Here is a 21,469-nt window from a genome sequence, read left to right as displayed (position 1 = left end):
CCCCGGTTAGACCACGATGTTGACCAGGCGCCCCGGCACCACCACCACCTTCTTGGCCGGCTTGCCTTCCATGAACTTCTGGGCCGCTTCCGAGGCCAGGGCGGCGGCTTCGATGCTGCCCTTGTCGGCGTCGGCGGCCACTTTCAGGCTGCCGCGCAGCTTGCCGTTCACCTGGATCATCAGCTCGATCTCGTCCTGCTTGAGGGCGGCCGGATCGGCCTTGGGGAAGGGGGCGTGCACCGCGTCGGCGCCGGGCTTGAGTTCGGCGTAGAGGGCCTGGCCGATGTGGGGAGCGATGGGGAAGAGCATCAGCACCGCCGCCTCCAGCACCTCCTGCGCCAGGCTGCGGCCGGCGGCATCGTTCAGGTCGGTCTTGTCGTAGGCGTTGAGCAGCTCCATCACGGCGGCCACGGCGGTGTTGAACTGCTTGCGCCGGCCGTAGTCGTCGGCCACCTTGGCCATGGTCTGGTGCAGCTTGCGGCGCAGGTCCTGCTGGGCGCCGCCGAGCCCGTCGCTGCTGGTCGCGGCCGGGACGAGGCCGGCCTGGGTGTGGTCGTAGACCAGCTTCCACAGGCGGCGCAGGAAGCGGGCGGCCCCTTCGACCCCGGCGTCGGACCATTCCAGGGACTGGTCGGGTGGGGCGGCGAACATCATGAACAGGCGGGCCGTGTCGGCGCCGTACAGGTCCATCAGGGATTGCGGGTCCACGCCGTTGTTCTTCGACTTGGACATCTTCTCGGTGCCGCCGATGATCACCGGGGCGCCGTCGGCCTTGAGGGTGGCGCCGGTGGGGCGGCCGCGCTCGTCGGTGACCACGTCCACGTCGGCCGGGTTGAGCCACAGCCTCTTGCCGCCTTCACCTTCGCGGTAGAAGGTGGGGGCCACCACCATGCCCTGGGTGAGCAGGTTGGCGAAGGGCTCGTCGAGCTTGAGATCGCCGAACAGGCCCACGTCGCGCATCAGCTTGGTGAAGAAGCGGGAATAGAGCAGGTGCAGGATGGCGTGCTCGATGCCGCCGATGTACTGGTCGATGCCGCCCTTGCACCAGTAGGCGACGCGCTCGTCCACCATGGCTTGGTCGTTGTCCGGGCAGGCGTAGCGCAGGAAGTACCAGGAGGACTCGACGAAGGTGTCCATGGTGTCGGTTTCCCGGCGGGCCGGCTTGCCGCACTTGGGGCAGGTGCACTCGTAGAACTCGGGCATCTTGGCCAGGGGCGAGCCGGCGCCGGTGATTTCCACGTTCTCCGGCAGCACCACGGGCAGCTGGTCGTCGGGCACGGGCACGTCGCCGCAGGACTCGCAATGGATCACCGGGATCGGGCAGCCCCAGTAGCGCTGGCGGGAAATGCCCCAGTCGCGCAGGCGGAACTGCACCTTCTTCTCGCCCAGGCCCTTGGCGGCCAGATCGGCGGCGATGGCGTCCACGGCGGCCTCATAGGCCAGGCCGTCGTACTTGCCGGAATTGACGCAGGTGCCGCGGCTCTTGTCGCCGTACCATTCCTGCCAGCCGTCCAGGCTGAAGGTCTCGCCTGCAGCAGCGATGACCTGCTTGATGGCCAGGTTGTACTTCTTGGCGAAGGCAAAGTCCCGCTCGTCGTGGGCGGGCACCGCCATCACGGCGCCTTCGCCGTAGCCCATCAGCACGTAGTTGCCGACCCACACTTCCACCTTGTCGCCGGTTAGGGGGTGCTGGACGAAGATGCCCGTGGGCATGCCCTTCTTTTCCATGGTGGCGATGTCGGCCTCGGCCACGCCGCCCTGCTTGCATTCCTCGATGAAGGCGGCGAGCTCCGGGTTGTCCCGGGCGGCGCGGGTGGCCAGCGGGTGCTCGGCGGCCACGGCGCAGAAGGTCACGCCCATGATGGTGTCGGCCCGGGTGGTGAATACCCACAGCTTGTCCTGCTTGCCGTCCAGCTCGTAGGGAAAGGCGAAGCGCACGCCGGTGCTCTTGCCGATCCAGTTCTTCTGCATCAGGCGCACCTGCTCGGGCCAGCCCGGCAGTTGGTCCAGGTCGGCCAGCAGTTCGTCGGCGTAGGCGGTGATCTTCATGTAGTACATGGGGATCTCGCGCTTTTCCACCAGGGCGCCGGAGCGCCAGCCGCGGCCGTCGATGACCTGCTCGTTGGCCAGCACGGTGTGGTCCACCGGGTCCCAGTTCACGGTGCCCAGCTTCTTGTAGATCAGGCCCTTCTCGAACAGGCGGGTGAACAGCCATTGCTCCCAGCGGTAGTACTGGGGCGTGCAGGTGGCCAGTTCCCGGGACCAGTCGATGGCAAAGCCCAGGCGCTGGAGCTGGCTGCGCATGTAGTCGATGTTGGCGTAGGTCCACTTGGCCGGGGGCACGTTGTTGGCCAGGGCGGCGTTTTCCGCCGGCATGCCGAAGGCGTCCCAGCCCATGGGTTGCAGCACGTTGTAGCCCTGCATCTTGTAGAAGCGGGACAACACGTCGCCGATGGTGTAATTGCGCACGTGGCCCATGTGCAGCTTCCCGGAGGGGTAGGGGAACATGGACAGGCAGTAGTACTTGGGCTTGCTGGCGTCTTCGACGGCCCGGGCGGCCCCGGTCTGGTCCCAGTGGGCCTGGGCGGCGCGCTCGATCTCGGCGGCGTTGTATTTTTCCTGCATGGCTTCCTGCTTCGGCACGTGAGTGCGGCAAAAGGGATAAACCGCCGATTATAGCGGCCGGGACCCCGGTCCCCCAGCGCTACCGGGAAAACAGTGGGCAAAACGCAGCCGGCAAAAACGCCGATGCCCGCCGGAGGGCGGGCATCGGAAGGCGCGGGGCGGGCAGCGTGGAGCGCCATTGGGCGCTCCGGGCTGCGGCGTCAGCGGCCGTTGCTGCGCTTTTGTACCAGCATCCCGGTCACGGTGTCGTTCCAGGTGTTCTGCCAGAAGCGTGCGGCGTTTTCCGCTGCCATCAGGCCGAAGATGGCCATGCGGCCCTGATGGCGCCAGAACCAGGAAAGGCGGGCGGGGGTGTTGCTGTAGCCGTGGCGCACGGTGCCGAAGGCGGCGGCTTCCACGTTGTCGAGGAAGCGCTCCACCGACAGCTTGTGGAACGCCGGGCCTTCGCTACAGCCGGTGATGGTGGCGGCCTCGCGCACGGCGCGCTTCCACAGCTTGGTGGCGTGGTCGTCGGTGATCCCGGCTTTGCGGGCCACCCAGGGGAGGATTTTCGGGGTGTTCATGCTGGTTTCTCCTCGTCGGTTGGACGGAGGTGTAAAAGCCAGAATGCGTTGCCGACGGCAATGCGGGGTTCCGGCGATCCGGTCGTCCTTGTGGGGGCCGGATGGGTTATTGTGCGATGCAGCAGAATTATAACCCGTTTGTTTGAGCCGTGCTTTTGACTTTTGTTCAGTTTGGTAACGACGCCATGTTGCAATGCAAGAAGCATTGGCAGGGCAGCGATGGCCCCGGGCGCCGCCGGCCGGAAAGGGCGGGATGGCTATAATTCTCCCCTTGTCGATTCCCACCTATGCCCCCGGCCCCGCCGTTGCTCCCGGGCCGCCGCCTCCCATGACCCTTTCCGTTCCCGAATCCGGCTTGCTCGCCAACCTCAACCCGCCCCAGTACCAGGCCGTCACCCTGCCGGCCCAGTCGGCCCTGATCCTGGCCGGGGCCGGTTCGGGCAAGACCCGGGTGCTCACCACCCGCATCGCCTGGCTGATCGCCACCCACCAGGTCAGCCCCCACGGCATTTTGGCGGTGACTTTCACCAACAAGGCGGCCAAGGAAATGGTCACCCGCCTGGGGGCGATGATCCCGGTGAACCCGCGGGGGATGTGGATCGGCACCTTCCACGGCCTGTGCAACCGGCTGCTGCGCGCCCACTACAAGGACGCCAGCCTGCCTCAGCTGTTCCAGATCCTGGACACGGCGGACCAGCTTTCGGCGATCAAGCGGCTGTTGAAGAACCTCAACGTGGACGACGAGAAATTCCCGCCCCGGGAGCTGATGCACTTCATCAACGGCCACAAGGAACAAGGCATCCGCGCCGCCCAGGCCGAGGCCTGGGACGACTACACCCGGCGCCGCGTCGCCCTCTACGCCGAGTACGAAGCCCAGTGCCAGCGCGAGGGGGTGGTGGACTTCGCCGAGCTGCTGCTGCGCTGCTTCGAGCTGCTGTCGCGCAACGAGCCTTTACGCGCCCACTACCAGTCCCGCTTCCGCCACATCCTGGTGGACGAGTTCCAGGACACCAACCGGCTTCAATATGCCTGGCTGAAGCTGATGGCCGGCTTCGAGCAGCGGGCCACCGACGCCCCGCCGGCGGCGGTGTTCGCCGTGGGCGACGACGACCAGTCGATCTACGCCTTCCGCGGCGCCGAAGTGGGCAACATGCGCGAGTTCGAGCGCGACTTCGCCAAGGAGACGGTAATCCGCCTGGAGCAGAACTACCGCTCCCACGGCAACATCCTGGACGCCGCCAACGCCCTCATCGCCCGCAACCGGGAACGCCTGGGCAAGACCCTGTGGACCGACGCCGGTGCCGGCGAGCCGATCCGGGTGTACGAGGGCATGTCCGACCTGGACGAAGCCCGCTTCATCGTGGACGAGATCCGCGAACTGGTGCGGGACGGCACCGAGCGCAGCCAGGTCGCCCTGCTCTACCGTTCCAACGCCCAGTCCCGGGTGCTGGAGCATGAGCTGTTCAGCCACGGCGTGCCCTACCGGGTCTATGGCGGGCTGCGCTTCTTCGAGCGGCAGGAGGTGAAGCACGCCCTGGCCTATCTGCGCCTGATCGCCAACCCGGACGACGACACCGCCTTCATGCGGGTGGTGAACTTCCCCACCCGGGGCATCGGCGCCCGCTCCCTGGAAGCCCTCCAGGCCGCCGCCCATACCGCCAATTCCAGTCTGTACAACGCCGCCGCCAGCCTCACCGGCAAGGCCGGCACCGCGGTGGCCGCCTTCATCCGCCTGGTGGAGACCCTGCGCCAGGAAACCGCCAGCCTGCCCCTGCCCGAGGCGGTGGAGCACGTCATCGAACGGTCCACCCTGCGCCAGCACTACCTGGGCGAAAAGGAAGGCCAGGACCGGCTGGAGAACCTGGACGAACTGATCAACGCCGCCGCCAACTTCGCCCGGGAATTTGCCGGCGGTGAAATCACTCTGGACGGCACGCCGGTCAATGGCGACGACCTGGGGGCGGTGCTGGCCGCCTTCCTCCAGCACGCCAGCCTGGAAGCCGGCGACCATCAGGCCGGGGCGGAAGAAGAGGCGGTGCAACTGATGACGGTGCACGCCGCCAAGGGCCTGGAGTTCGACGTGGTGTTCATCTCCGGCCTGGAGCAGGGCCTGTTCCCCCACGAGAACGCGGTGATGGAAGAGGGCGGCCTGGAAGAAGAGCGTCGCCTGATGTACGTGGCCATCACCCGGGCGCGCAAGCGCCTCTACCTGGCCCACGCCCAGACCCGCATGCTGCACGGCCAGACCCGCTACTGCCTGCCCTCCAAGTTTCTGGAGGAACTGCCGGAAGAGCTGCTCGCCCGGGTCAACAGCGTCGCCTCCCGGGAAACCGCCTACCCGGGCTGGGGGGCCTCTTCCCAGTCCCGCTGGAACGCCAGCCTGCCCCGCAGCGAAGCCCGGGCCGCGGCAGCGCCGGCCGGCGATGCGGGCGTGGGCAAGGGCCTTCGCATCGGCCAGAGCGTCAAGCACGCCAAGTTCGGCACCGGGGTCATCGTCGCCGCCGAAGGCCGGGGCAGCGACGCCCGGGTCCAGGTCAATTTCAGCGGTGCCGGGGTGAAGTGGCTGGCCCTGGAATACGCCAAGCTCGATCCCGTCTAAGTCTCCCCGTTTCCCGTCCTTCTTCCCGGAATCCGCCATGCCCCTGCTCCTGCCCGACGACGCCCCGTCCAACCTGCCGCAGCGCTGGCTGAAGCTGCTTTCGGTGCAGCGCATCGGCACCGCCGGCGCCACCCACCGGGGCGAGCCGGATCGCACCGCCTTTCAGCAGGACTACGACCGCATCGTCTTTTCCGCCGCCTTCCGGCGCATGAAGGACAAGACCCAGGTCTTTCCCCTGGCCCAGAGCGACTACGTGCGCAACCGCCTGACCCACAGCCTGGAGGCGAGCTGCGTCGGGCGCAGCCTGGGCACGGCGGTGGGGCGCATCCTGGTGCAGCGCCACCAGTTGCAGGACCAGCTGCACGCCTCCGACTTCGGCGCCGTGGTGGCTTCGGCCTGCCTGGCCCACGACATCGGCAACCCGCCCTTCGGCCACGCCGGGGAGGACGCCATCCGCGACTGGTTCTGCGCTTCGGGCCTGTTCGAAAAGCACGGCCTGACCGGCGCCCAGCGCGCCGACTTCGAGCGCTACGAGGGCAATGCCCAGGGCTTCCGTCTGCTCGCCCAGTTGCAGAGCCCGTCCAATCCGGGGGGCTTGCAGCTCACCGCGGCGGTGGCGGCCTCCTTCGCCAAGTACCCCTGCCCGTCGTGGACCGAGCAGCCCCTGACCGGGCGCAGCGCCAAGAAGTTCGGCTACTTCCAGGCCGACGCCAGCTTCTTCGCCGAAGCCGCCGAAGCCGTCGGCCTGGTGGCCCGGGACGAGGCGCCCGGGGCGTGGCGGCGCCATCCCCTGGCCTTCCTGGTGGAGGCGGCAGACGACATCTGCTACCGGGTGGTGGATTTCGAGGACGCCGCCCGCCTCGGCGTGATCACCTACGACACCGCCGAATCCCTGCTGCTCACCGTGGCCGGTGGGCCGGACCGGGCCAGCCGCCTGGCCCACATCCGCGAGCCCAAGGAGCGCATCGAATACCTGCGCGCCAAGGCCATCGGCCGCCTGGTGGAAGAGGCCGGCGCCTGTTTCCTGGAGAACGAGGCGGCCATCGTGGATGGCGCTTGGGACGACGAGCTGCTCGCCCATTCCCGGGTCAAGGAGGCCCTGGACGAGATCGAGCGCATCTCCTACGAGAAGATCTACGTCTGCCGCGCCGCCATGGAAGTGGAAGCGGCCGGCTGCGAGGTGCTGGCCGGCCTGCTGGATTGCTTCGTCGCCGCCGTCGAGGAAAAGGCTGTCCAGCTGGCGGGCGGGCCCAAGCCCACTACCCGCAGCCGGGTGGTGCTGACCCTGCTGCCGGCCCAGTTCCTCGGCAAGGACGGCCAGCCGGACGAAGACCCCTACCTGCGCCTGCTCAAGGTGGTGGATTTCGTCTCGGGCATGACCGACTCCTACGCCGTCACCCTGTACCGCCGCCTCAAGGGCATCGAACTGCCCGGGGCCTGAGCCGGCAGCCGGTCAGGGCGCCGTGGGGCCATGGGGCCATGGGGCCTGCCGCCGGCCGGGCTTGGAGCGCCCCGGGGCTGGCGCTATAGTCGTAGCCCGCGCCGCCAACTCCTTCTGCCCGTCCCATGGAAATTTCCGTCAACGGCATCAAGCTGGCCTACGACCACCGCGGCGACGGCCCTCCGGTGGTCTTTCTCCATTCCCTGGGCGCCGACCACACCATCTGGGCGCCCCAGATCGAGATGCTGCGCGCCACCCACACCTGCGTCGCGGTGGACCTGCGCGGTCACGGCGGCAGCGAGGCGCCCCCGGGGCCCTATACCCTGGAGTGCCTGGCCGACGACGTGGCGGCCCTCATGCACGCCCTGTTCATCCCTTCCGCCACCATCGTCGGCATCTCCCTCGGCGGCATGGTGGCCATGACCCTGGCCCTGCGCCATCCCGCTAAGGCCGCCCGGCTGGTGCTGGCCGATACCACCGCCGCCTATCCGGACGAGGCCCAGGCGGCCTGGCCGGCGCGCATCCGGCAGGTGGAAGAGGGCGGCGTCGCCCCTCTGGTGGCGGCCACCCTGGAGCGCTGGTTCACTGCTGAAGTACGGCAGGAGCGCCCGGCCCTGGTGGAGCGGGTCGGTTCGATCATCGCCGCCACCCCGGTGGCCGGCTACGCCGGCTGCTGTCACGCCATCGCCGGCATGGCCGCCGAGCCCACCCTGAAGGGCCGCCTGCCCCTGATCCGCTGCCCCGCCCTGGTGGTGGTCGGCGACCGGGACGCGGGCACGCCGCCGGCCATGGCCGAGGCCATCGCCGCCGCCATCCCCGTGGCCCGGCTGGAAGTGATCGAAGGGGCGGCCCACCTGTCGAACCTGTGTCGTCCCGACCATTTCACCCAACTGCTGCACGCCTTTCTTGCCGAGCCGCCGGTCTAGCGGCCTGTCCCGGTTATAACAACAGCGCCGCCCGTCCGGCGGCCCCAACCCAGGAGCCTCCCCATGACTACCCACGCTATTCGCTTCCACCAGACCGGCGGCCCCGACGTCCTGCAATGGGAAACCGTCGATGTCGGCGCTCCGGCACCGGGCCAGGTGCGCCTGCGCCACCACGCCTGCGGCCTCAATTACATCGATACCTACCACCGCACCGGCCTCTACCCGGTGCCCCTGCCTTCCGGCATCGGCCTGGAGGGCGCCGGGGCGGTGGAGGCGGTGGGCGACGGTGTGCACCACCTCAAGATCGGCGACCGGGTAGCCTACGCCGGCGGCCCCCTGGGCGGCTATTCCGAGGTACGCCTGATCCCCGCCGACCGGCTGGTGCGCCTGCCGGACGCCCTTTCTTTCGAGACCGGGGCGGCGATGATGCTCCAGGGGCTGACCACCGCCTACCTGCTGCGCCGCACCTACCGGGTCAAGCCCGGGGATACCGTGCTGATCCACGCTGCCGCCGGCGGGGTAGGGCTGATCGCCTGCCAGTGGGCCAAGGCCCTGGGCGCCACGGTGATCGGCACCGTGTCCACCGACGAGAAGGCGGCCCTGGCCAAGGCCCACGGCGCCGATCACGTGATCCTGTATTCCAAGGAGGCGGTGGCACCCCGGGTGCGCGAGCTGACCGGCGGCGAAGGCGTGGCGGTGGTTTACGACGGGGTGGGCAAGGACACCTTCCAGGCCTCCCTGGACAGCCTGCGCCCCCTGGGCATGATGGTCAGCTTCGGCAACGCCTCCGGCTCGGTGCCGGCCTTTGAACCGATCGAGCTGACCAACCGGGGCTCCCTGTTCTTCACCCGGCCCAAGCTGGCCGACTACACCGGCAAGCGCGCCGACCTGGAACCCCTGGCCGCCGAGCTGTTCGACGTGGTGCTGTCGGGCAAGGTGAAGATCGAGGTCAAGCAGACCTATGCCTTGAAGGATGCCGCCCAGGCCCACCGCGACCTGGAGGCGCGCAAGACGGTCGGCTCCACCGTGCTGATCCCCTGACTCCCTGATCCTCCGATCCCCCGGGCCGCGCAGCGGCCTCGTTCGATCCGGGGGGATGTGCTGCCCTCATGCCCGGCGCCAAACCCCAGGCTGGGCGGGCTTCTCCGCGATGCACGCCCGCGCCGCCAGATTCCACGAGGCTTTCCAGAGGGCATGGTTGAAACCCCGCGCCAGTAGCGGCTTTCCGGCGCATGCCTTTTCCGTTCTGCTGACTCCCCATGACTCCGACGCCCACTCCCACGCCGGACCTGCCGCCGCCCGAGCCGCGCCGCCGCTTCGCCCTGATCGCCAGCGGGCGGGACCTGGTGGCCACCTTCTGGCCCTGGATCCTGCTGGTGCTGGCCGGCTTCGTCATCGCCTTCCACTACGTCAAGCCGGCGCCGCCGCGCCATGTGGTGTTCGCCGCCGGGGCCCAGAGCGGGGCCTACTACGGCTTTGCCAAGCGCTACGCGGCCATCCTGGCGCGCAACGGCATCGCCGTGGAGGTGCGCGAGACCGCCGGTTCCGCCGACAACCTGGCCCGGCTGCTGGACCCGGACGATCCGGCCAAGATCGGCTTCGTCCAGGGCGGCATCTTGCCGACGCCGGGCAGCGTTTCCGAGGATTCGTCGGAAAGCGAAGCGGCACCCCTGCTGTCCCTCGGCGCCATGTACTACGAGCCCTTGTGGGTGTTCTACCGGCCGGCGGCCTTTCCCGGCGGTCCCCTGACCCGGCTCACCCAGCTGGCCGGCAAGCGGGTCGCCATCGGTGGTGCGGGCAGCGGCGTGCGCCCCCCGGCCGAACAATTGCTCGACGCCAACCGGGTGGCGGCGCACCTGTCCGACCTGGGCGGGCTGAAAGCGGCCGAAGCCCTGGTGCAGGGGCGGCTGGACGTGGCCTTCCTGATCGCCGGGCCAGAGGCGCCCATGGTCCAGGACCTGCTGCGCACCCCAGGCGTGGCCCTGATGAGCTTCGTCCAGGCCGATGCCTACACCCGGCGCTTTCCCTTCCTGTCGCGCATCGTCCTGCCCCGGGGGGCGGTGGACCTAGTGCGCGACTACCCGGCCCAGGACGTGGTGCTGCTCGCCCCCACCGCCAACCTGGTAATCCACGAGAACCTCCATCCGGCCTTGGCCGGCCTGTTCCTCGAAGCCGCCAGCGAGGTGCACCGGGAATCGGGCTTCTTCCAGAAGCGCGGCGAATTCCCCGCTCCCCGGGAGCAGACCTTTCCCCTGGCGCCCCAGGCCGAGCGCTACTACAAATCCGGCCCGCCCCTGTTGCAGCGCTACCTGCCCTTCTGGGCGGCGGTGCTGGCCGACCGTCTGCTGGTGCTCTTGATCCCCTTCCTGGCCCTGCTGCTGCCGGTGTTCCGCCTGGCGCCGGCCCTCTACACGTGGCGGGTGCGCTCCCGGGTGTTCCGCCTCTACGGCGAACTGAAGTTCCTCGAAAGCGACATCCGCACCGGCTTCAATCCGGCCCGGCTGGCGAGCTACCGGGAGCGCCTGGCGCGCATCGAGGAACAGGCGTTCCGCCGCCGCCTGCCCCTGACCTTTCTCGACCTGCAATACACCCTGCGCACCCACATCGCCCTGGTACGCGCCGACCTGGACGCCCGCGCCCGGCAAGCCGCGCCCTGACAGGGGCCGTGCTATCCTCGCCGCCACATTCTTAAAACATAAATAGGGAGGAGCTTATGGTTCAGGTTGCGTCGTTTGCCGGCGTTTCCGTTTATCTGGTGGAGCCGTCGGCGACCCAGGCCCGCCTGGTGGAGCAGATGCTGCAACGGGCCGGCGCCAGCCGGGTCGATGTGTTCGCCTCGCAAGAGGCCACCCTGGCCGCCCTGCGTGAGGCGCGGCCCACGGTGGTGGTGAGCAGCCTCTATCTGCCGGATGGCACCGGCACCGCCCTGGTGGCGGCGATGCGGGCCGAGGAGGGGCTGGAGACGGTGCCCTTCGTGCTGATTTCCAGCGAAACCCGGCCCCAGGTGCTGGACCCGGTGCGTCAGTCGGGCGCCTGCTGCATCCTGGAAAAACCCTTCGACGACGAGCGCCTGGCCCGGGCCCTGCGCGCCGTGCTCAGTTTCGACTCCCACCACGAGGTGTTGAGCCTTGACGTGGAAACCCTGCGGGTGCTGCTGGTGGACGACAGCCCCATGGCCCGCCGCCACATCCGCCGCATGCTCGAAAGCCTGGGCATCGAGCGCATCCTGGAGGCCGAGAACGGCCGCGAGGCCATCGGCCTGTTGGCCGAGACCATGGTGGACCTGGTGGTCACCGACTACAACATGCCGGAAATGGACGGCAAGGCCCTCACCGAGTACATCCGCACCCAGAGCTGGCAGAACGCGGTGCCGGTGCTGATGGTCACCAGCGAGCAGGACCAGGGCCGGCTCGCGGCGGTGGAGCGGGCCGGCGTCTCGGCGGTGTGCGACAAGCCCTTCGAGCCGGCCACCGTGCGCCGCCTGATCGAACAGGTGATGGCCGCCTGACGCGGTGTACTCGCGCGGCGGCGGGCGTTCCGTCCCGCTGCCAGCCTTCTCCGACGCCCCGCCTGTGCGGGGCGTTTTCGTTGGGCAAAAGAAAAATGATGCCGGGTGCTTGCAGCGGGGAATAATCTTCCCTATGATTTAAACGAACGTTTGAATCATAGCCAGGACACGCAGCAACCCATGAGCGCCGTAGCCAAGATGACCACCCCGAATTCCGCCGATGCCAAATCCGCCGCCCAGAGCAGCGATACCGCCGAGCGCATCCTCGACGTGGCGGAACGCCTGTTCATGGCCCACGGCTACGACGGCACCTCGATGCGCATGATCACCGGCGAGGCCCAGGTGAACCTGGCGGCGGTCAATTACCACTTCGGCTCCAAGGAAGACCTGCTGCGCGAAGTGTTCCGCCGCCGCCTCTCCTGGCTCAACGCCGAGCGCCTGCAAGTCCTCGACGCCCTGGAGGCGGAAGCCGGCGGCAAGCCGCTCAAGCCCTCCCTGATCGTCGAAGCCTTCTTCGGCACCCTGCTCAAGATGGGCGAGGAGCCGGCCCTGGGCGGCATGACCTTCCTGCGCCTGCTCGGCCGCACCATGACCGAGCCGGCCGCCTTCATCCGCACCTTCTTTGCCGGCGAGTACGCCGAGGTGATGGGCCGCTTCAAGGATGCACTCTTCCGCGCCCTGCCCGACGTGCCCAGGGAAGAGATCGCCTGGCGCTTCCACTTCATGCTCGGCGCCATGTCCTACGCCATCGCCGAGACCGACGTGCTTTCCCTGATCGATGGCTTCGAGGTGTCCGAATCCGACGTGGAGGCCGAGGCGGCCCGCCAGCTCAAGGCGCGGCTGATGCCCTTCCTCCTCGGCGGCCTGCGCGCCCCGCTGCCCCAGCTACCCCTCGGAATGGTGCCGCCTTCGGCGGCCGCCTGACCGGCCCGCTTCCGCCTGACCCCCACCTTCACCTAACAGAGCCGGACACCGGCCAAGACCACGAATTGGAGACAGCCATGACGAATTCGGTCATCCCTCTGCCAGCGGTAACACTGGTACTCCTCGGAGTACTGCTGGCTTTTGTCGCGCTGATCAGCATCCGTCCCCTGCGGCGGGCGCTGATCAGCCGGCCTCTTTTTGGGATCTACAAGCGCATCCTCCCCTCCATGTCCGACACCGAGCGGGAGGCCCTGGAGGCGGGCACCGTGTGGTGGGAAGGCGATCTGTTCCGCGGCAAGCCCGACTGGAAGAAGATGCACGCCTACCCCAAGCCGGTGCTGACGGCCGAAGAGCGCTCCTTCCTCGACAACGAGGTGGAGACCGCCTGCCGCATGACCAACGACTGGGATGTGTCGCACCATCGTTATGACCTGGACGCCGAGACCTGGCAGTACATCAAGGACAAGGGCTTCCTCGGCCTGATCATTCCCAAGAAGTACGGTGGCCTGGGCTATTCGGCCTACGCCCACTCCCAGGTGATGACCAAGCTGTCCACCCGCTCCTCGGCCCTGGCCGTGTCGGTGATGGTGCCCAACTCCCTGGGCCCGGCCGAGCTGCTGCTGCACTACGGTACCGAAGAGCAGAAGAACCACTACCTGCCGCGCCTGGCCAAGGGCCTGGAAGTGCCGGCCTTCGCCCTGACCTCCCCCTGGGCCGGCTCCGACGCCGCCTCGATCCCCGACTTCGGCGTGGTCTGCAAGGGCACCTGGCAGGGCAAGGAAGTGCTCGGCATGCGCGTCACCTGGGACAAGCGCTACATCACCCTGGCCCCGGTGTGCACCATCCTCGGCCTGGCCTTCCGTCTCTACGATCCGGACGGCCTGCTCGGCGACAAGAAAGACATCGGCATCACCTGCGCCCTGGTTCCCCATGACCACCCGGGTGTGGACGTGGGCCGCCGCCACTTCCCGCTCAACGCCGTGTTCATGAACGGCCCGACCCGGGGCAAGGACGTGTTCATGCCCCTGGACTTCATCATCGGTGGCCCGGCCATGGTCGGCCAGGGCTGGCGCATGCTGATGGAGTGCCTGGCCGCCGGCCGCTCCATCTCCCTGCCGTCCTCCAACACCGGCATGGCCAAGATGACGGCCCGCGCCGTGGGCGGTTACGCCCGGGTGCGCAGCCAGTTCAAAATGGCCGTGGGCAAGTTCGAGGGCGTCGAAGAGGCCCTGACCCGCATCGGCGCCTACACCTATCTGGTGGACGCCACCCGCACCATGACCGCCGGGGCTGTGGATCTGGGCGAGAAACCCTCCGTGGTCTCCGCCATCGCCAAGTACCACGTCACCGAACGGGCCCGCAAAGTGGTCAACGACGGCATGGACGTGATCGGCGGCAAGGGCATCTGCCTCGGGCCCTCCAACTTCCTCGGCCGCGCCTATCAGCAGATTCCCATCGGCATCACCGTGGAAGGCGCCAACATCCTCACCCGTAGCCTGATCCTGTTCGGCCAGGGCGCCATCCGCTGCCATCCCTACGTGCTCGCCGAAATGCGTGCCGCCCAGAACCCGAATGCGGCGGCCGGCCTGCTGGACTTCGACAAGGCCTTGTTCGGCCACGTCGGCTACACCATCAAGAACGGCCTGCGCGCCCTGGGCATGGGCCTGACCGGCAGCCACTTCGTCGGCGTGAATGCGGACGTGGCGCCGGAAGTGAAGCGCTACTACCAGCAGCTCACCCGCTTCTCCTCGGCTTTCGCTTTCCTCGCCGACGTGTCGATGCTGGTGCTGGGCGGCGGCCTGAAGCGGCGCGAGAAGCTGTCGGCCCGCCTCGGCGACATCCTCTCCCAGATGTACCTGATCTCCGCCACCCTCAAGCGCTTCCAGGACGAAGGCCGCCAGAAGGACGACCTGCCCCTGGTGCATTGGGCGGTGTGGGACGCCATGTACCAGGCCCAGGAAGCCTTCGACGGCGTCATCGCCAACTACCCGAACAAGCTGGTGGCCTGGTTCCTCAACCGCATCATCTTCCCCCTGGGCCACCCCTACGTGGTGCCGTCCGACGACGTCGGCCACCAGGTCGCCAAGCTGCTGATCAACCCCTCGGCCGCCCGGGAGCGCCTGGCCTCCGACACCTTCGTCGATCGCCGCGAGGAAGACCCGGTGGGCGCCATCGAATTGGCTCTGGAGGCGACCCTTGCCGCCGAGGCGGTGGAAGCCAAGATCCGCGAGGCCGAGAAAGCCGGGCGCTTCGATAACAACCCGCTGGCTAACGTGCGCGACATCGCCCACGCCGCCTTCGAGGCCAAGGTCATCAGTGCCGCCGAGTACGACGTGGTCAAGCGCCGCAACCACCTGCGCGACATCGTCATCCGGGTGGACGACTTCCCCTTCGATCTGGGCGTGGCCGGTGCCGCCCAGCCGGCGGAAAAGAAGGCCGCCTAAACAGTAAGCGACGCAACCGCAGAATCCGCCGCACCTCACCGGACCGGGCCGTGCCAAGAGCCCGGCCGGCGAGGGCGCCCAGCACCTGGGTGCACGGCGGCCCCGACAGAATGCAGCAGGAGGAGACAGCGTGATCGAGCAAGCCCAGCAATCCCGGACCTTCCAGCCCGTCTACGTGGTGGACGGGGCCCGCACCCCCTTCCTCAAGGCGCGCAACGCCCCCGGCCCCTTCTGGGCCTCGGACCTGGCCACCCAGGCCGGCCGCACCCTGCTGGCTCGCCAGCCCTTTCTGCCCTCCGACCTGTCGGAAGTGGTGCTGGGCTGCGCCGCCCCGTCGGCGGATGAGGCCAACATCGGCCGCATGGTGGCGCTGCGCCTCGGCTGCGGCGACCGGGTGCCGGGCTGGACGGTGATGCGCAACTGCGCCTCGGGCATGCAGGCCCTGGATTCGGCCATCGCCAACATCCAGTCGGGCCGTTCCGAGCTGGTCCTGGCCGGCGGCGTCGATGCCCTGTCCCGGGCGCCCCTGCTCTTTTCCGAACAGATGGTGGTGTGGCTGTCGCGCTGGTATGCCACCAAGACCGCCGGGCAGAAGCTGGCCGCCCTGCGCAACTTCAAACTCGGCTACCTGGCGCCGGTGATCGGCCTGTTGAAGGGCCTCACCGACCCGGTGCTGGGCCTGACCATGGGCCAGACCGCCGAGAACCTGGCCTTCCGTTTCGGCATCACCCGCGCCGACATGGACGCCTTCGCGGTGGAATCCCACCGCCGCGCCGTGGCCGCCCGGGCCGCCGGCCATATGGGCGAGATCGTTCCCCTGGTGGACGGCGAGGGCAATCTCTACCCCGAGGACGACGGCGTGCGCCCCGACTCGTCGGTGGACAACCTGAAGAAGCTGCGCCCGGTGTTCGACCGCAAGTACGGCAACGTCACCGCCGGCAACAGCTCCCAGGTCACCGACGGCGCCGCCTGGCTGCTGCTCGCCTCCGAGGCGGCGGTAGAGCGCTGGAAGCTCGACCCCCTGGGCAAGATCAGCGACAGCCAGTGGGCCGGTCTCGACCCCGCCCAGATGGGCCTGGGCCCGGTCCATGCCGCCACGCCGATCCTGCAACGCCACGGCCTGGGCCTCAACGACCTGGATGCCTGGGAAATCAACGAAGCCTTCGCCGCCCAGGTGCTGGCCTGCCAGCGCGCCTGGGCCGACCCCGCCTATTGCCGCGACGAGCTGGGGCTGGATGAGCCCCTGGGCACGCTCGATGCCGCCCGCCTCAACGTGGACGGCGGCGCCGTGGCCCTGGGGCACCCGGTGGGGGCCTCCGGGGCGCGCATCGTCCTGCACCTGCTGCACGTGTTGCGCCGCCAGGGCAAGCGGCGCGGCATCGCCTCGATCTGCATCGGCGGCGGCCAGGGCGGCGCCATGCTGGTGGAAACTCTCTGAGCCCCATCCCGGGACGACGGCCATGGCCAAGCTCAGGATCGGCATCGTGGTGGATTCCTGCTGCGACCTGCCCCGGGACTTTCTCGACGCCCACAGCATCGTGGTGCTGCCCATCGCCCTGCGCGTGGGCGGGCGCATCGTCGAGGACAAGCGGGACCCCCAGGCGACCCAGGAGTTCTACCGCAAGTACCTGGACAAGCGCGACGAGGATTTCGCCGAGTCCATCCCTTACACCGTCGAGCAGATCGAGCGCCTGTTCTTGGAACGGCTCGCCCTCGACTTCGATTTCGTCTACTGCCTGACCATCACCGCCAAGCGCAGCCCCATCTTCGACAACGCCACCCGGGCCTCCCGCACCATCCTGGCCAAGTACAAGGACGTACGCCGCGCCGCCGGCCTGCCGGAGCGCTTCGGCCTGGCGGTGGCCTCGTCGCGCAACATGTTCACCGGCCAGGCGGTGCAGGTGGCCGAGCTGGCCCGCCTGGTGGCCGCCGGCAAGACCCCCAGCGAGATCGGCGACCGCTTGCAGAAGCTGGTGGCGGGCACCCACACCTACCTGGTGCCCACCGACCTGTTCCACATCTTCAAGCGCGCCCAGAAGAAGGGCGACAAGAGCGTCACCTGGGGGGCCTACGCCCTGGGCTCGATGCTCGACGTCAAGCCGATCCTGCACTGTCACATGGACGAGACCGGGCCGGTGGCCAAGGTGCGCGGCTTTGAGAGCGGCGTGGAGCGGATGTTCGACAACGCCATCCACCAGATCCGCACCGGCCTCGAAGCCCCCTTCGTCTGCCTGAGCTACGGCGGCGACCTGGATGCGGTGCCCGACCTGCCCGGCTACGGCGAGCTGGCTAAGGCCGCCCGGGACAAGGACGTGCAGTTGCTGGTGGCGCCGATGAGCGCCACGGCGGCGATCAACGTCGGCCCCGGCGCCGTGTCCCTGGCCTTCGTCAGCAGCGCTGCTCCGGCTGCCCAGACCGGCGCCGTGCATTGAGCGCGCCATTCACAGACTTCCAGAATTCCTCCGCGACCATGAACATGAACGACCTGAACACGCACCAGCTGACCCACTGGCAACTGCGCACCGACGACGCCGGCATCGCCTGGGCCACCCTGGACCGGGCCGGCGAATCCGCCAACACCCTGTCCAAGGCCGTGCTTGAAGAGCTCGACCGCTTGCTCACCCACCTCGACGGCCAGCGCCCCAAGGCCCTGATCATCGCCTCGGGCAAGAGTGCCGGCTTCGTCGCCGGCGCCGACATCGGCGAATTCACCGCTCTGGCCTCCCTGGAAGCCACCAAGGGCTTCGTCGCCCTGGGCTGGAACGTCTTCGAGCGCCTCGCCGCCGTGCCCTATCCGACCTTGGCCCTGGTGCGCGGCCACTGCCTGGGCGGCGGCCTGGAACTGGCCATGGCCTGCCGCTACCGGGTGGCGGTGGATGAGCCGGGCACCAAGTTCGCCCTGCCCGAGGTCATGCTTGGCATCTTCCCCGGCTGGGGCGGCATGAAGCGCCTGCCGGCCCTGGTGGGCCCCCAGGTGGCCCTGGACATGATGCTCACCGGCCGCAATGTGGATGCCAAGAAGGCCAAGCGCCTGGGCCTGGCCGACGAGTGCGTCGCCCCCCGGGTGATGCACAACGCCGCCCGGGGCCTGGTGCTGTCCGGCAAGCCGGCCCGGTGCCTGCCCTTCATGGCCCGCCTGCTCAACGGCCCGCTGAAGAGCGTGGTGGCCAACGGCGCACGCAAGCAGGTGGCGAAGAAGGCCCGCCCCGAACACTACCCGGCCCCCTACGCCATCATCGATTTCTGGCAGCACCACAACGGCAACGCCCTGGCCGCCCCCGAGGTCATGGCGCGCATCACCGGCAACGACACGGCCAAGAACCTGGTGCGGGTGTTCCACCTCCAGGAGCGCCTCAAGGGCTTCGGCAAGGATGGCGCCTTCAAGGCCCAGCGCCTGCACGTGGTCGGCGCCGGGGTGATGGGCGGCGACATCGCCGCCGTGGCTGCCCTGAAGGGCATCACCGTCACCTTGCAGGACCAGGAGCTGTCCCGTATCGCCCCGGCCATCGCCCGGGCGAAGAAACTGTTCCAGCGCCGCCTCAAGGACAAGCTGCTGGTGCGCTCCGCCATGGACCGCCTGATTCCCGATCCGACTGGCGCCGGGGCCGCCCACGCCGACGTGGTGATCGAGGCCATCTTCGAAAACCTGGATGCCAAGCACGCCCTGCTGAAGAGCCAGGAAGCGCGCATGAAGCCAGAGGCCGTGCTCGCCACCAACACCTCCAGCCTGAAGATCGAGGACCTGCGCACGGTGCTGAAGCAGCCCGAGCGGCTGGTGGGCATCCACTTCTTCAACCCGGTGCCGATGATGCCCCTGGTGGAGGTGGTGGAGGCCGGCGGCACCGAAGGCACGGCCTTCCGCAACGCCTGCGCCTTCGTCAAGCAGATCGACAAGTTGCCCTTGCCGGTGAAGAGCGCCCCGGGCTTCCTGGTGAACGCGGTGCTGGCCCCCTACATGCTCGAAGCCATGCGCTGCGTCGATGAAGGTATCGCCCCGGAAACCGTGGATGCGGCCATGGAAGCCTTCGGCATGCCGATGGGCCCCATCGAGTTGGCCGACACCGTGGGTCTGGACATCGCCATGGCGGCGGGCAAGACCTTGGCCGCCGGTGCCGGCGGCAACGTGGAACCGCCGCGTTGCCTGGCCGACAAGGTGGCCGCCGGCAACCTGGGCAAGAAGAGTGGCCGCGGCTTCTACGATTTTTCTAGTGGCAAGCCGGCCAAGGGCACGGCCGGCGCCATTCCGGCCGCCCTGGCCGAGCGGCTGGTAGCGCCTTTGTTGGCGAAAACGCAACAACTGGTCGATGACGGCATCGTGGCCGATGCGGACTTGGCTGACGCCGGCGTTATATTTGGCACGGGGTTCGCGCCTTTCACCGGCGGGCCCCTCAATTACGCCAACCAGGGCGCCGCAAACCAGTCCGCGACTTCCATCCGTTCCGCGGCCCGGAGCTGACGGCGCCAGCCCAACGGAGCCCCAAATGTCCAACGATCCCGTCCTCCTGCCTAACCGCCAGCCCGCCCTGCGGGTGGTGCCCATGCCCGCCGACCTGAACCAGAACGGCGACATTTTCGGCGGCTGGGTAATGGCTCGCGTCGACATGGCCGGCGGCATCGTCGCCATGCGCCGCGCCAAGGGACGGGTCGCCACTGTGTCGGTGAACGCCTTTCAGTTCAAGCAGCCCATTTCGGTAGGGGACGTGGTCAGTTTCTACACCCGCATCGTGCGCGAAGGCACCACCTCGATCACGGTGGATGTGGAGGTCTATGCCGAGCGCAACCCGTCCGCCCCGGTCACGGTGAAGGTCACCGAGGCCACCCTGACCTACGTCGCCATCGACATCGATGGCAACAAGCGGCCCCTGCCGCCAGTCCAGGAGGCATGACCGCGGCCAGCCTGTCGTAACCCGTTTCATCCCGCCGGCACCCGCCGGCGGGCGAAAGCCCGGGGGGCCCGCTCCCCGCCCATAAGCACCAAAACCAATCATCATCAAAAGAGGAGACTTTACTTATGAAAAGAGGGACTGCTTTGCGCGCCATCCCGGCCGCCATTCTCGCCCTGTCCTCCGGCTATGCCGGTGCTTCGGGTTTCCAACTTCTGGAGCAGAACGCCAGCGGCCTGGGCAACGCCTACGCCGGCTCTGCGGCCAATGCGGAAAACGCCTCGGTGCAGTATTACAACCCGGCGGCCATGAGTGCCCTGGGCCAGGGGGTGTCGGTTTCGGTGGGCTTCAACGCGATCACGCCGAGCTACAAGTTCAGCAACGAGGGCTCCAAAGGTTTGGGTGGTCAGCCCGCTCAGGGCTCGAACGGTGGCGACGCTGGTGATACCGGCTGGGTGCCCAACGCCTACATGGCCTACGGTGTCACCAAGGATATTTCCGTCGGCCTCGGCCTGGGTGCCCCCTTTGGCCTGAAGACTGAGTACAGCCCGGATTGGATGGGCTCGGCCCAATCCATCAAGTTCGACGTCAAGACCATCAACATCAACCCGTCGATCTCCTGGAAGGTCAACGAGTTGGTTTCGCTTGGCGCGGGTGTGAGCTACCAGAAGTTGGATGTTGAGTACGTCCGCCGAGTGGTCCCCCAGAATAATATTGCGTTTGGGGGACTTTCCTATCTGGGCACACAATTCGTGACTCTGAAGGCCGACGACTGGGCCTGGGGCTGGAACGTGGGGGCCCTGTTCACCCTGTCGCCGAGCACTAAGGTTGGGGTGTCCTATCGTTCCCAGGTCAAGCATGAGGTGGAAGGTAATCTGAGCAGCGGCGTTGCTGCCGCCAACGGTAGCGCCAAGGTCAGTGTGACCCTGCCGGATACCTTCATCGTCTCCGTCACCCAGGCCCTGTCCGACCGCTGGGAGATGCTTGGCGATATCTCCCTGACCCGCTGGTCGTCCATCAAGCAGCTCAATGTGCTGTCGAATTCTTTAGCGGCCCAGCCTAGCGGTGTCGCTCAAGTGCTGCACACCGAGTTCAAGGACGCCTGGCGCGTTGCTCTCGGCGCTAACTACAAGGTCAACGACGCCTGGAAGCTGAAGTTCGGCATCGCCTACGACCAGACCCCGGTCAAGGGGGCGGATACCCGCCTGGCCTCCCTGCCGGACAACGACCGCACCTGGTTCTCGATCGGCGCCCAGTGGAAGCCGGCCAAGGACCAGGCGGTGGACGTGGGCTTTGCCTACCTGTTGGTGCCGGACGCCAAGATCAACAACAACCAGTCCTCCGACAACCGGGGGAATGTCGTTGGCACCTACAAGGACAGCGCCTACATCTTCGGGGCTCAGTACTCGATCAAGTTCTAAGCCGTCCTCCTGCAACACACCGCGACCTGCCCGGGACGTTTCCGGGCCGGTCGCGGCCTCGATACCGACAAGAAGACAAGACCATGAGCGAGACCAGCAAACTAGTAGTACGCAAGGCGGCGGTTCTGGGGGCGG

General features: G+C 68.0%; 15 protein-coding genes. 13 read left to right on the top strand and 2 right to left on the bottom strand.

What is annotated here, in order from left to right:
* Nucleotides 1-6: 6 nt before the first annotated feature.
* A complete protein-coding gene (gene leuS / locus LWW89_RS10225) occupies nucleotides 7-2,625 on the bottom strand; it encodes a leucine--tRNA ligase (RefSeq protein ID WP_293263886.1) in 2,619 nt (872 codons plus the stop codon).
* A gap of 200 nt (nucleotides 2,626-2,825) precedes the next feature.
* Nucleotides 2,826-3,188 (bottom strand): hypothetical protein, encoded by a 363-nt coding sequence (locus tag LWW89_RS10220; protein ID WP_293263885.1) that lies wholly within the window; start codon nucleotides 3,186-3,188, stop codon nucleotides 2,826-2,828.
* Between the two features lie 328 nt (nucleotides 3,189-3,516).
* On the opposite strand from LWW89_RS10220, the gene LWW89_RS10215 reads away from it, so the two are divergent.
* The 13 genes from LWW89_RS10215 to LWW89_RS10155 all read left to right on the top strand — a co-directional run bounded on the left by LWW89_RS10215 (nucleotide 3,517) and on the right by LWW89_RS10155 (nucleotide 21,334).
* Nucleotides 3,517-5,787 carry a UvrD-helicase domain-containing protein gene (locus LWW89_RS10215; protein ID WP_293263884.1) on the top strand — a complete coding sequence of 757 codons (2,271 nt, stop codon included), beginning with the start codon at nucleotides 3,517-3,519 and terminating at the stop codon, nucleotides 5,785-5,787.
* Between the two features lie 37 nt (nucleotides 5,788-5,824).
* Nucleotides 5,825-7,228, top strand: coding sequence for a deoxyguanosinetriphosphate triphosphohydrolase (locus tag LWW89_RS10210; RefSeq protein ID WP_293263883.1), 1,404 nt, complete (start codon nucleotides 5,825-5,827; stop codon nucleotides 7,226-7,228).
* A 125-nt stretch (nucleotides 7,229-7,353) separates the two neighbouring features.
* Nucleotides 7,354-8,154, top strand: a complete 801-nt coding sequence (locus tag LWW89_RS10205; protein ID WP_293263882.1) for an alpha/beta fold hydrolase — start codon at nucleotides 7,354-7,356, stop codon at nucleotides 8,152-8,154.
* 63 nt (nucleotides 8,155-8,217) lie between these two features.
* Nucleotides 8,218-9,195: a quinone oxidoreductase gene (locus tag LWW89_RS10200; RefSeq protein WP_293263881.1), complete on the top strand. Its 978-nt coding sequence runs from the start codon at nucleotides 8,218-8,220 to the stop codon at nucleotides 9,193-9,195.
* Between the two features lie 218 nt (nucleotides 9,196-9,413).
* Nucleotides 9,414-10,811, top strand: a complete 1,398-nt coding sequence (locus LWW89_RS10195) for a TAXI family TRAP transporter solute-binding subunit (RefSeq protein WP_293263880.1) — start codon at nucleotides 9,414-9,416, stop codon at nucleotides 10,809-10,811.
* 56 nt (nucleotides 10,812-10,867) lie between these two features.
* The gene (locus LWW89_RS10190; protein ID WP_293263879.1) at nucleotides 10,868-11,662 is read left to right on the top strand and encodes a response regulator; all 795 of its coding nucleotides are present in this window, start codon (nucleotides 10,868-10,870) and stop codon (nucleotides 11,660-11,662) included.
* Nucleotides 11,663-11,842: 180 nt separating this feature from the next.
* Nucleotides 11,843-12,586: a TetR/AcrR family transcriptional regulator gene (locus tag LWW89_RS10185; RefSeq protein ID WP_293263878.1), complete on the top strand. Its 744-nt coding sequence runs from the start codon at nucleotides 11,843-11,845 to the stop codon at nucleotides 12,584-12,586.
* Between the two features lie 77 nt (nucleotides 12,587-12,663).
* Complete coding sequence (locus tag LWW89_RS10180) at nucleotides 12,664-15,030, top strand: acyl-CoA dehydrogenase (protein ID WP_293263877.1); 2,367 nt, start codon at nucleotides 12,664-12,666, stop codon at nucleotides 15,028-15,030.
* A 130-nt stretch (nucleotides 15,031-15,160) separates the two neighbouring features.
* Entirely contained in the window at nucleotides 15,161-16,468 is a 1,308-nt protein-coding gene (locus tag LWW89_RS10175; protein ID WP_293263876.1) for an acetyl-CoA C-acetyltransferase, read from the top strand.
* A 22-nt stretch (nucleotides 16,469-16,490) separates the two neighbouring features.
* On the top strand, nucleotides 16,491-17,462 hold the full coding sequence (locus tag LWW89_RS10170) for a DegV family protein (protein ID WP_293263875.1): 972 nt from the start codon (nucleotides 16,491-16,493) through the stop codon (nucleotides 17,460-17,462).
* A gap of 44 nt (nucleotides 17,463-17,506) precedes the next feature.
* Nucleotides 17,507-19,486 (top strand): 3-hydroxyacyl-CoA dehydrogenase NAD-binding domain-containing protein, encoded by a 1,980-nt coding sequence (locus LWW89_RS10165; RefSeq protein WP_293263874.1) that lies wholly within the window; start codon nucleotides 17,507-17,509, stop codon nucleotides 19,484-19,486.
* A gap of 25 nt (nucleotides 19,487-19,511) precedes the next feature.
* Entirely contained in the window at nucleotides 19,512-19,916 is a 405-nt protein-coding gene (locus tag LWW89_RS10160) for an acyl-CoA thioesterase (RefSeq protein WP_293263873.1), read from the top strand.
* 125 nt (nucleotides 19,917-20,041) lie between these two features.
* Entirely contained in the window at nucleotides 20,042-21,334 is a 1,293-nt protein-coding gene (locus tag LWW89_RS10155; protein WP_293263872.1) for an outer membrane protein transport protein, read from the top strand.
* Nucleotides 21,335-21,469 lie beyond the last annotated feature (135 nt).

It is taken from the genome of Oryzomicrobium sp. (assembly GCF_021287045.1).
GTDB lineage: Bacteria > Pseudomonadota > Gammaproteobacteria > Burkholderiales > Rhodocyclaceae > Oryzomicrobium.
Note: the sequence above shows the minus strand (reverse complement) of the source record. Positions and strands in the feature narration are given on the sequence as shown.

Coding starts and splice junctions, on each gene's coding strand:
- leuS (WP_293263886.1), bottom strand. CDS start 2,625: ATGCAGGAAAAATACAACGCCGCCGAGATCGAGCGCGCCGCCCAGGCC.
- LWW89_RS10220 (WP_293263885.1), bottom strand. CDS start 3,188: ATGAACACCCCGAAAATCCTCCCCTGGGTGGCCCGCAAAGCCGGGATC.
- LWW89_RS10215 (WP_293263884.1), top strand. CDS start 3,517: ATGACCCTTTCCGTTCCCGAATCCGGCTTGCTCGCCAACCTCAACCCG.
- LWW89_RS10210 (WP_293263883.1), top strand. CDS start 5,825: ATGCCCCTGCTCCTGCCCGACGACGCCCCGTCCAACCTGCCGCAGCGC.
- LWW89_RS10205 (WP_293263882.1), top strand. CDS start 7,354: ATGGAAATTTCCGTCAACGGCATCAAGCTGGCCTACGACCACCGCGGC.
- LWW89_RS10200 (WP_293263881.1), top strand. CDS start 8,218: ATGACTACCCACGCTATTCGCTTCCACCAGACCGGCGGCCCCGACGTC.
- LWW89_RS10195 (WP_293263880.1), top strand. CDS start 9,414: ATGACTCCGACGCCCACTCCCACGCCGGACCTGCCGCCGCCCGAGCCG.
- LWW89_RS10190 (WP_293263879.1), top strand. CDS start 10,868: ATGGTTCAGGTTGCGTCGTTTGCCGGCGTTTCCGTTTATCTGGTGGAG.
- LWW89_RS10185 (WP_293263878.1), top strand. CDS start 11,843: ATGAGCGCCGTAGCCAAGATGACCACCCCGAATTCCGCCGATGCCAAA.
- LWW89_RS10180 (WP_293263877.1), top strand. CDS start 12,664: ATGACGAATTCGGTCATCCCTCTGCCAGCGGTAACACTGGTACTCCTC.
- LWW89_RS10170 (WP_293263875.1), top strand. CDS start 16,491: ATGGCCAAGCTCAGGATCGGCATCGTGGTGGATTCCTGCTGCGACCTG.
- LWW89_RS10165 (WP_293263874.1), top strand. CDS start 17,507: ATGAACGACCTGAACACGCACCAGCTGACCCACTGGCAACTGCGCACC.
- LWW89_RS10160 (WP_293263873.1), top strand. CDS start 19,512: ATGTCCAACGATCCCGTCCTCCTGCCTAACCGCCAGCCCGCCCTGCGG.
- LWW89_RS10155 (WP_293263872.1), top strand. CDS start 20,042: ATGAAAAGAGGGACTGCTTTGCGCGCCATCCCGGCCGCCATTCTCGCC.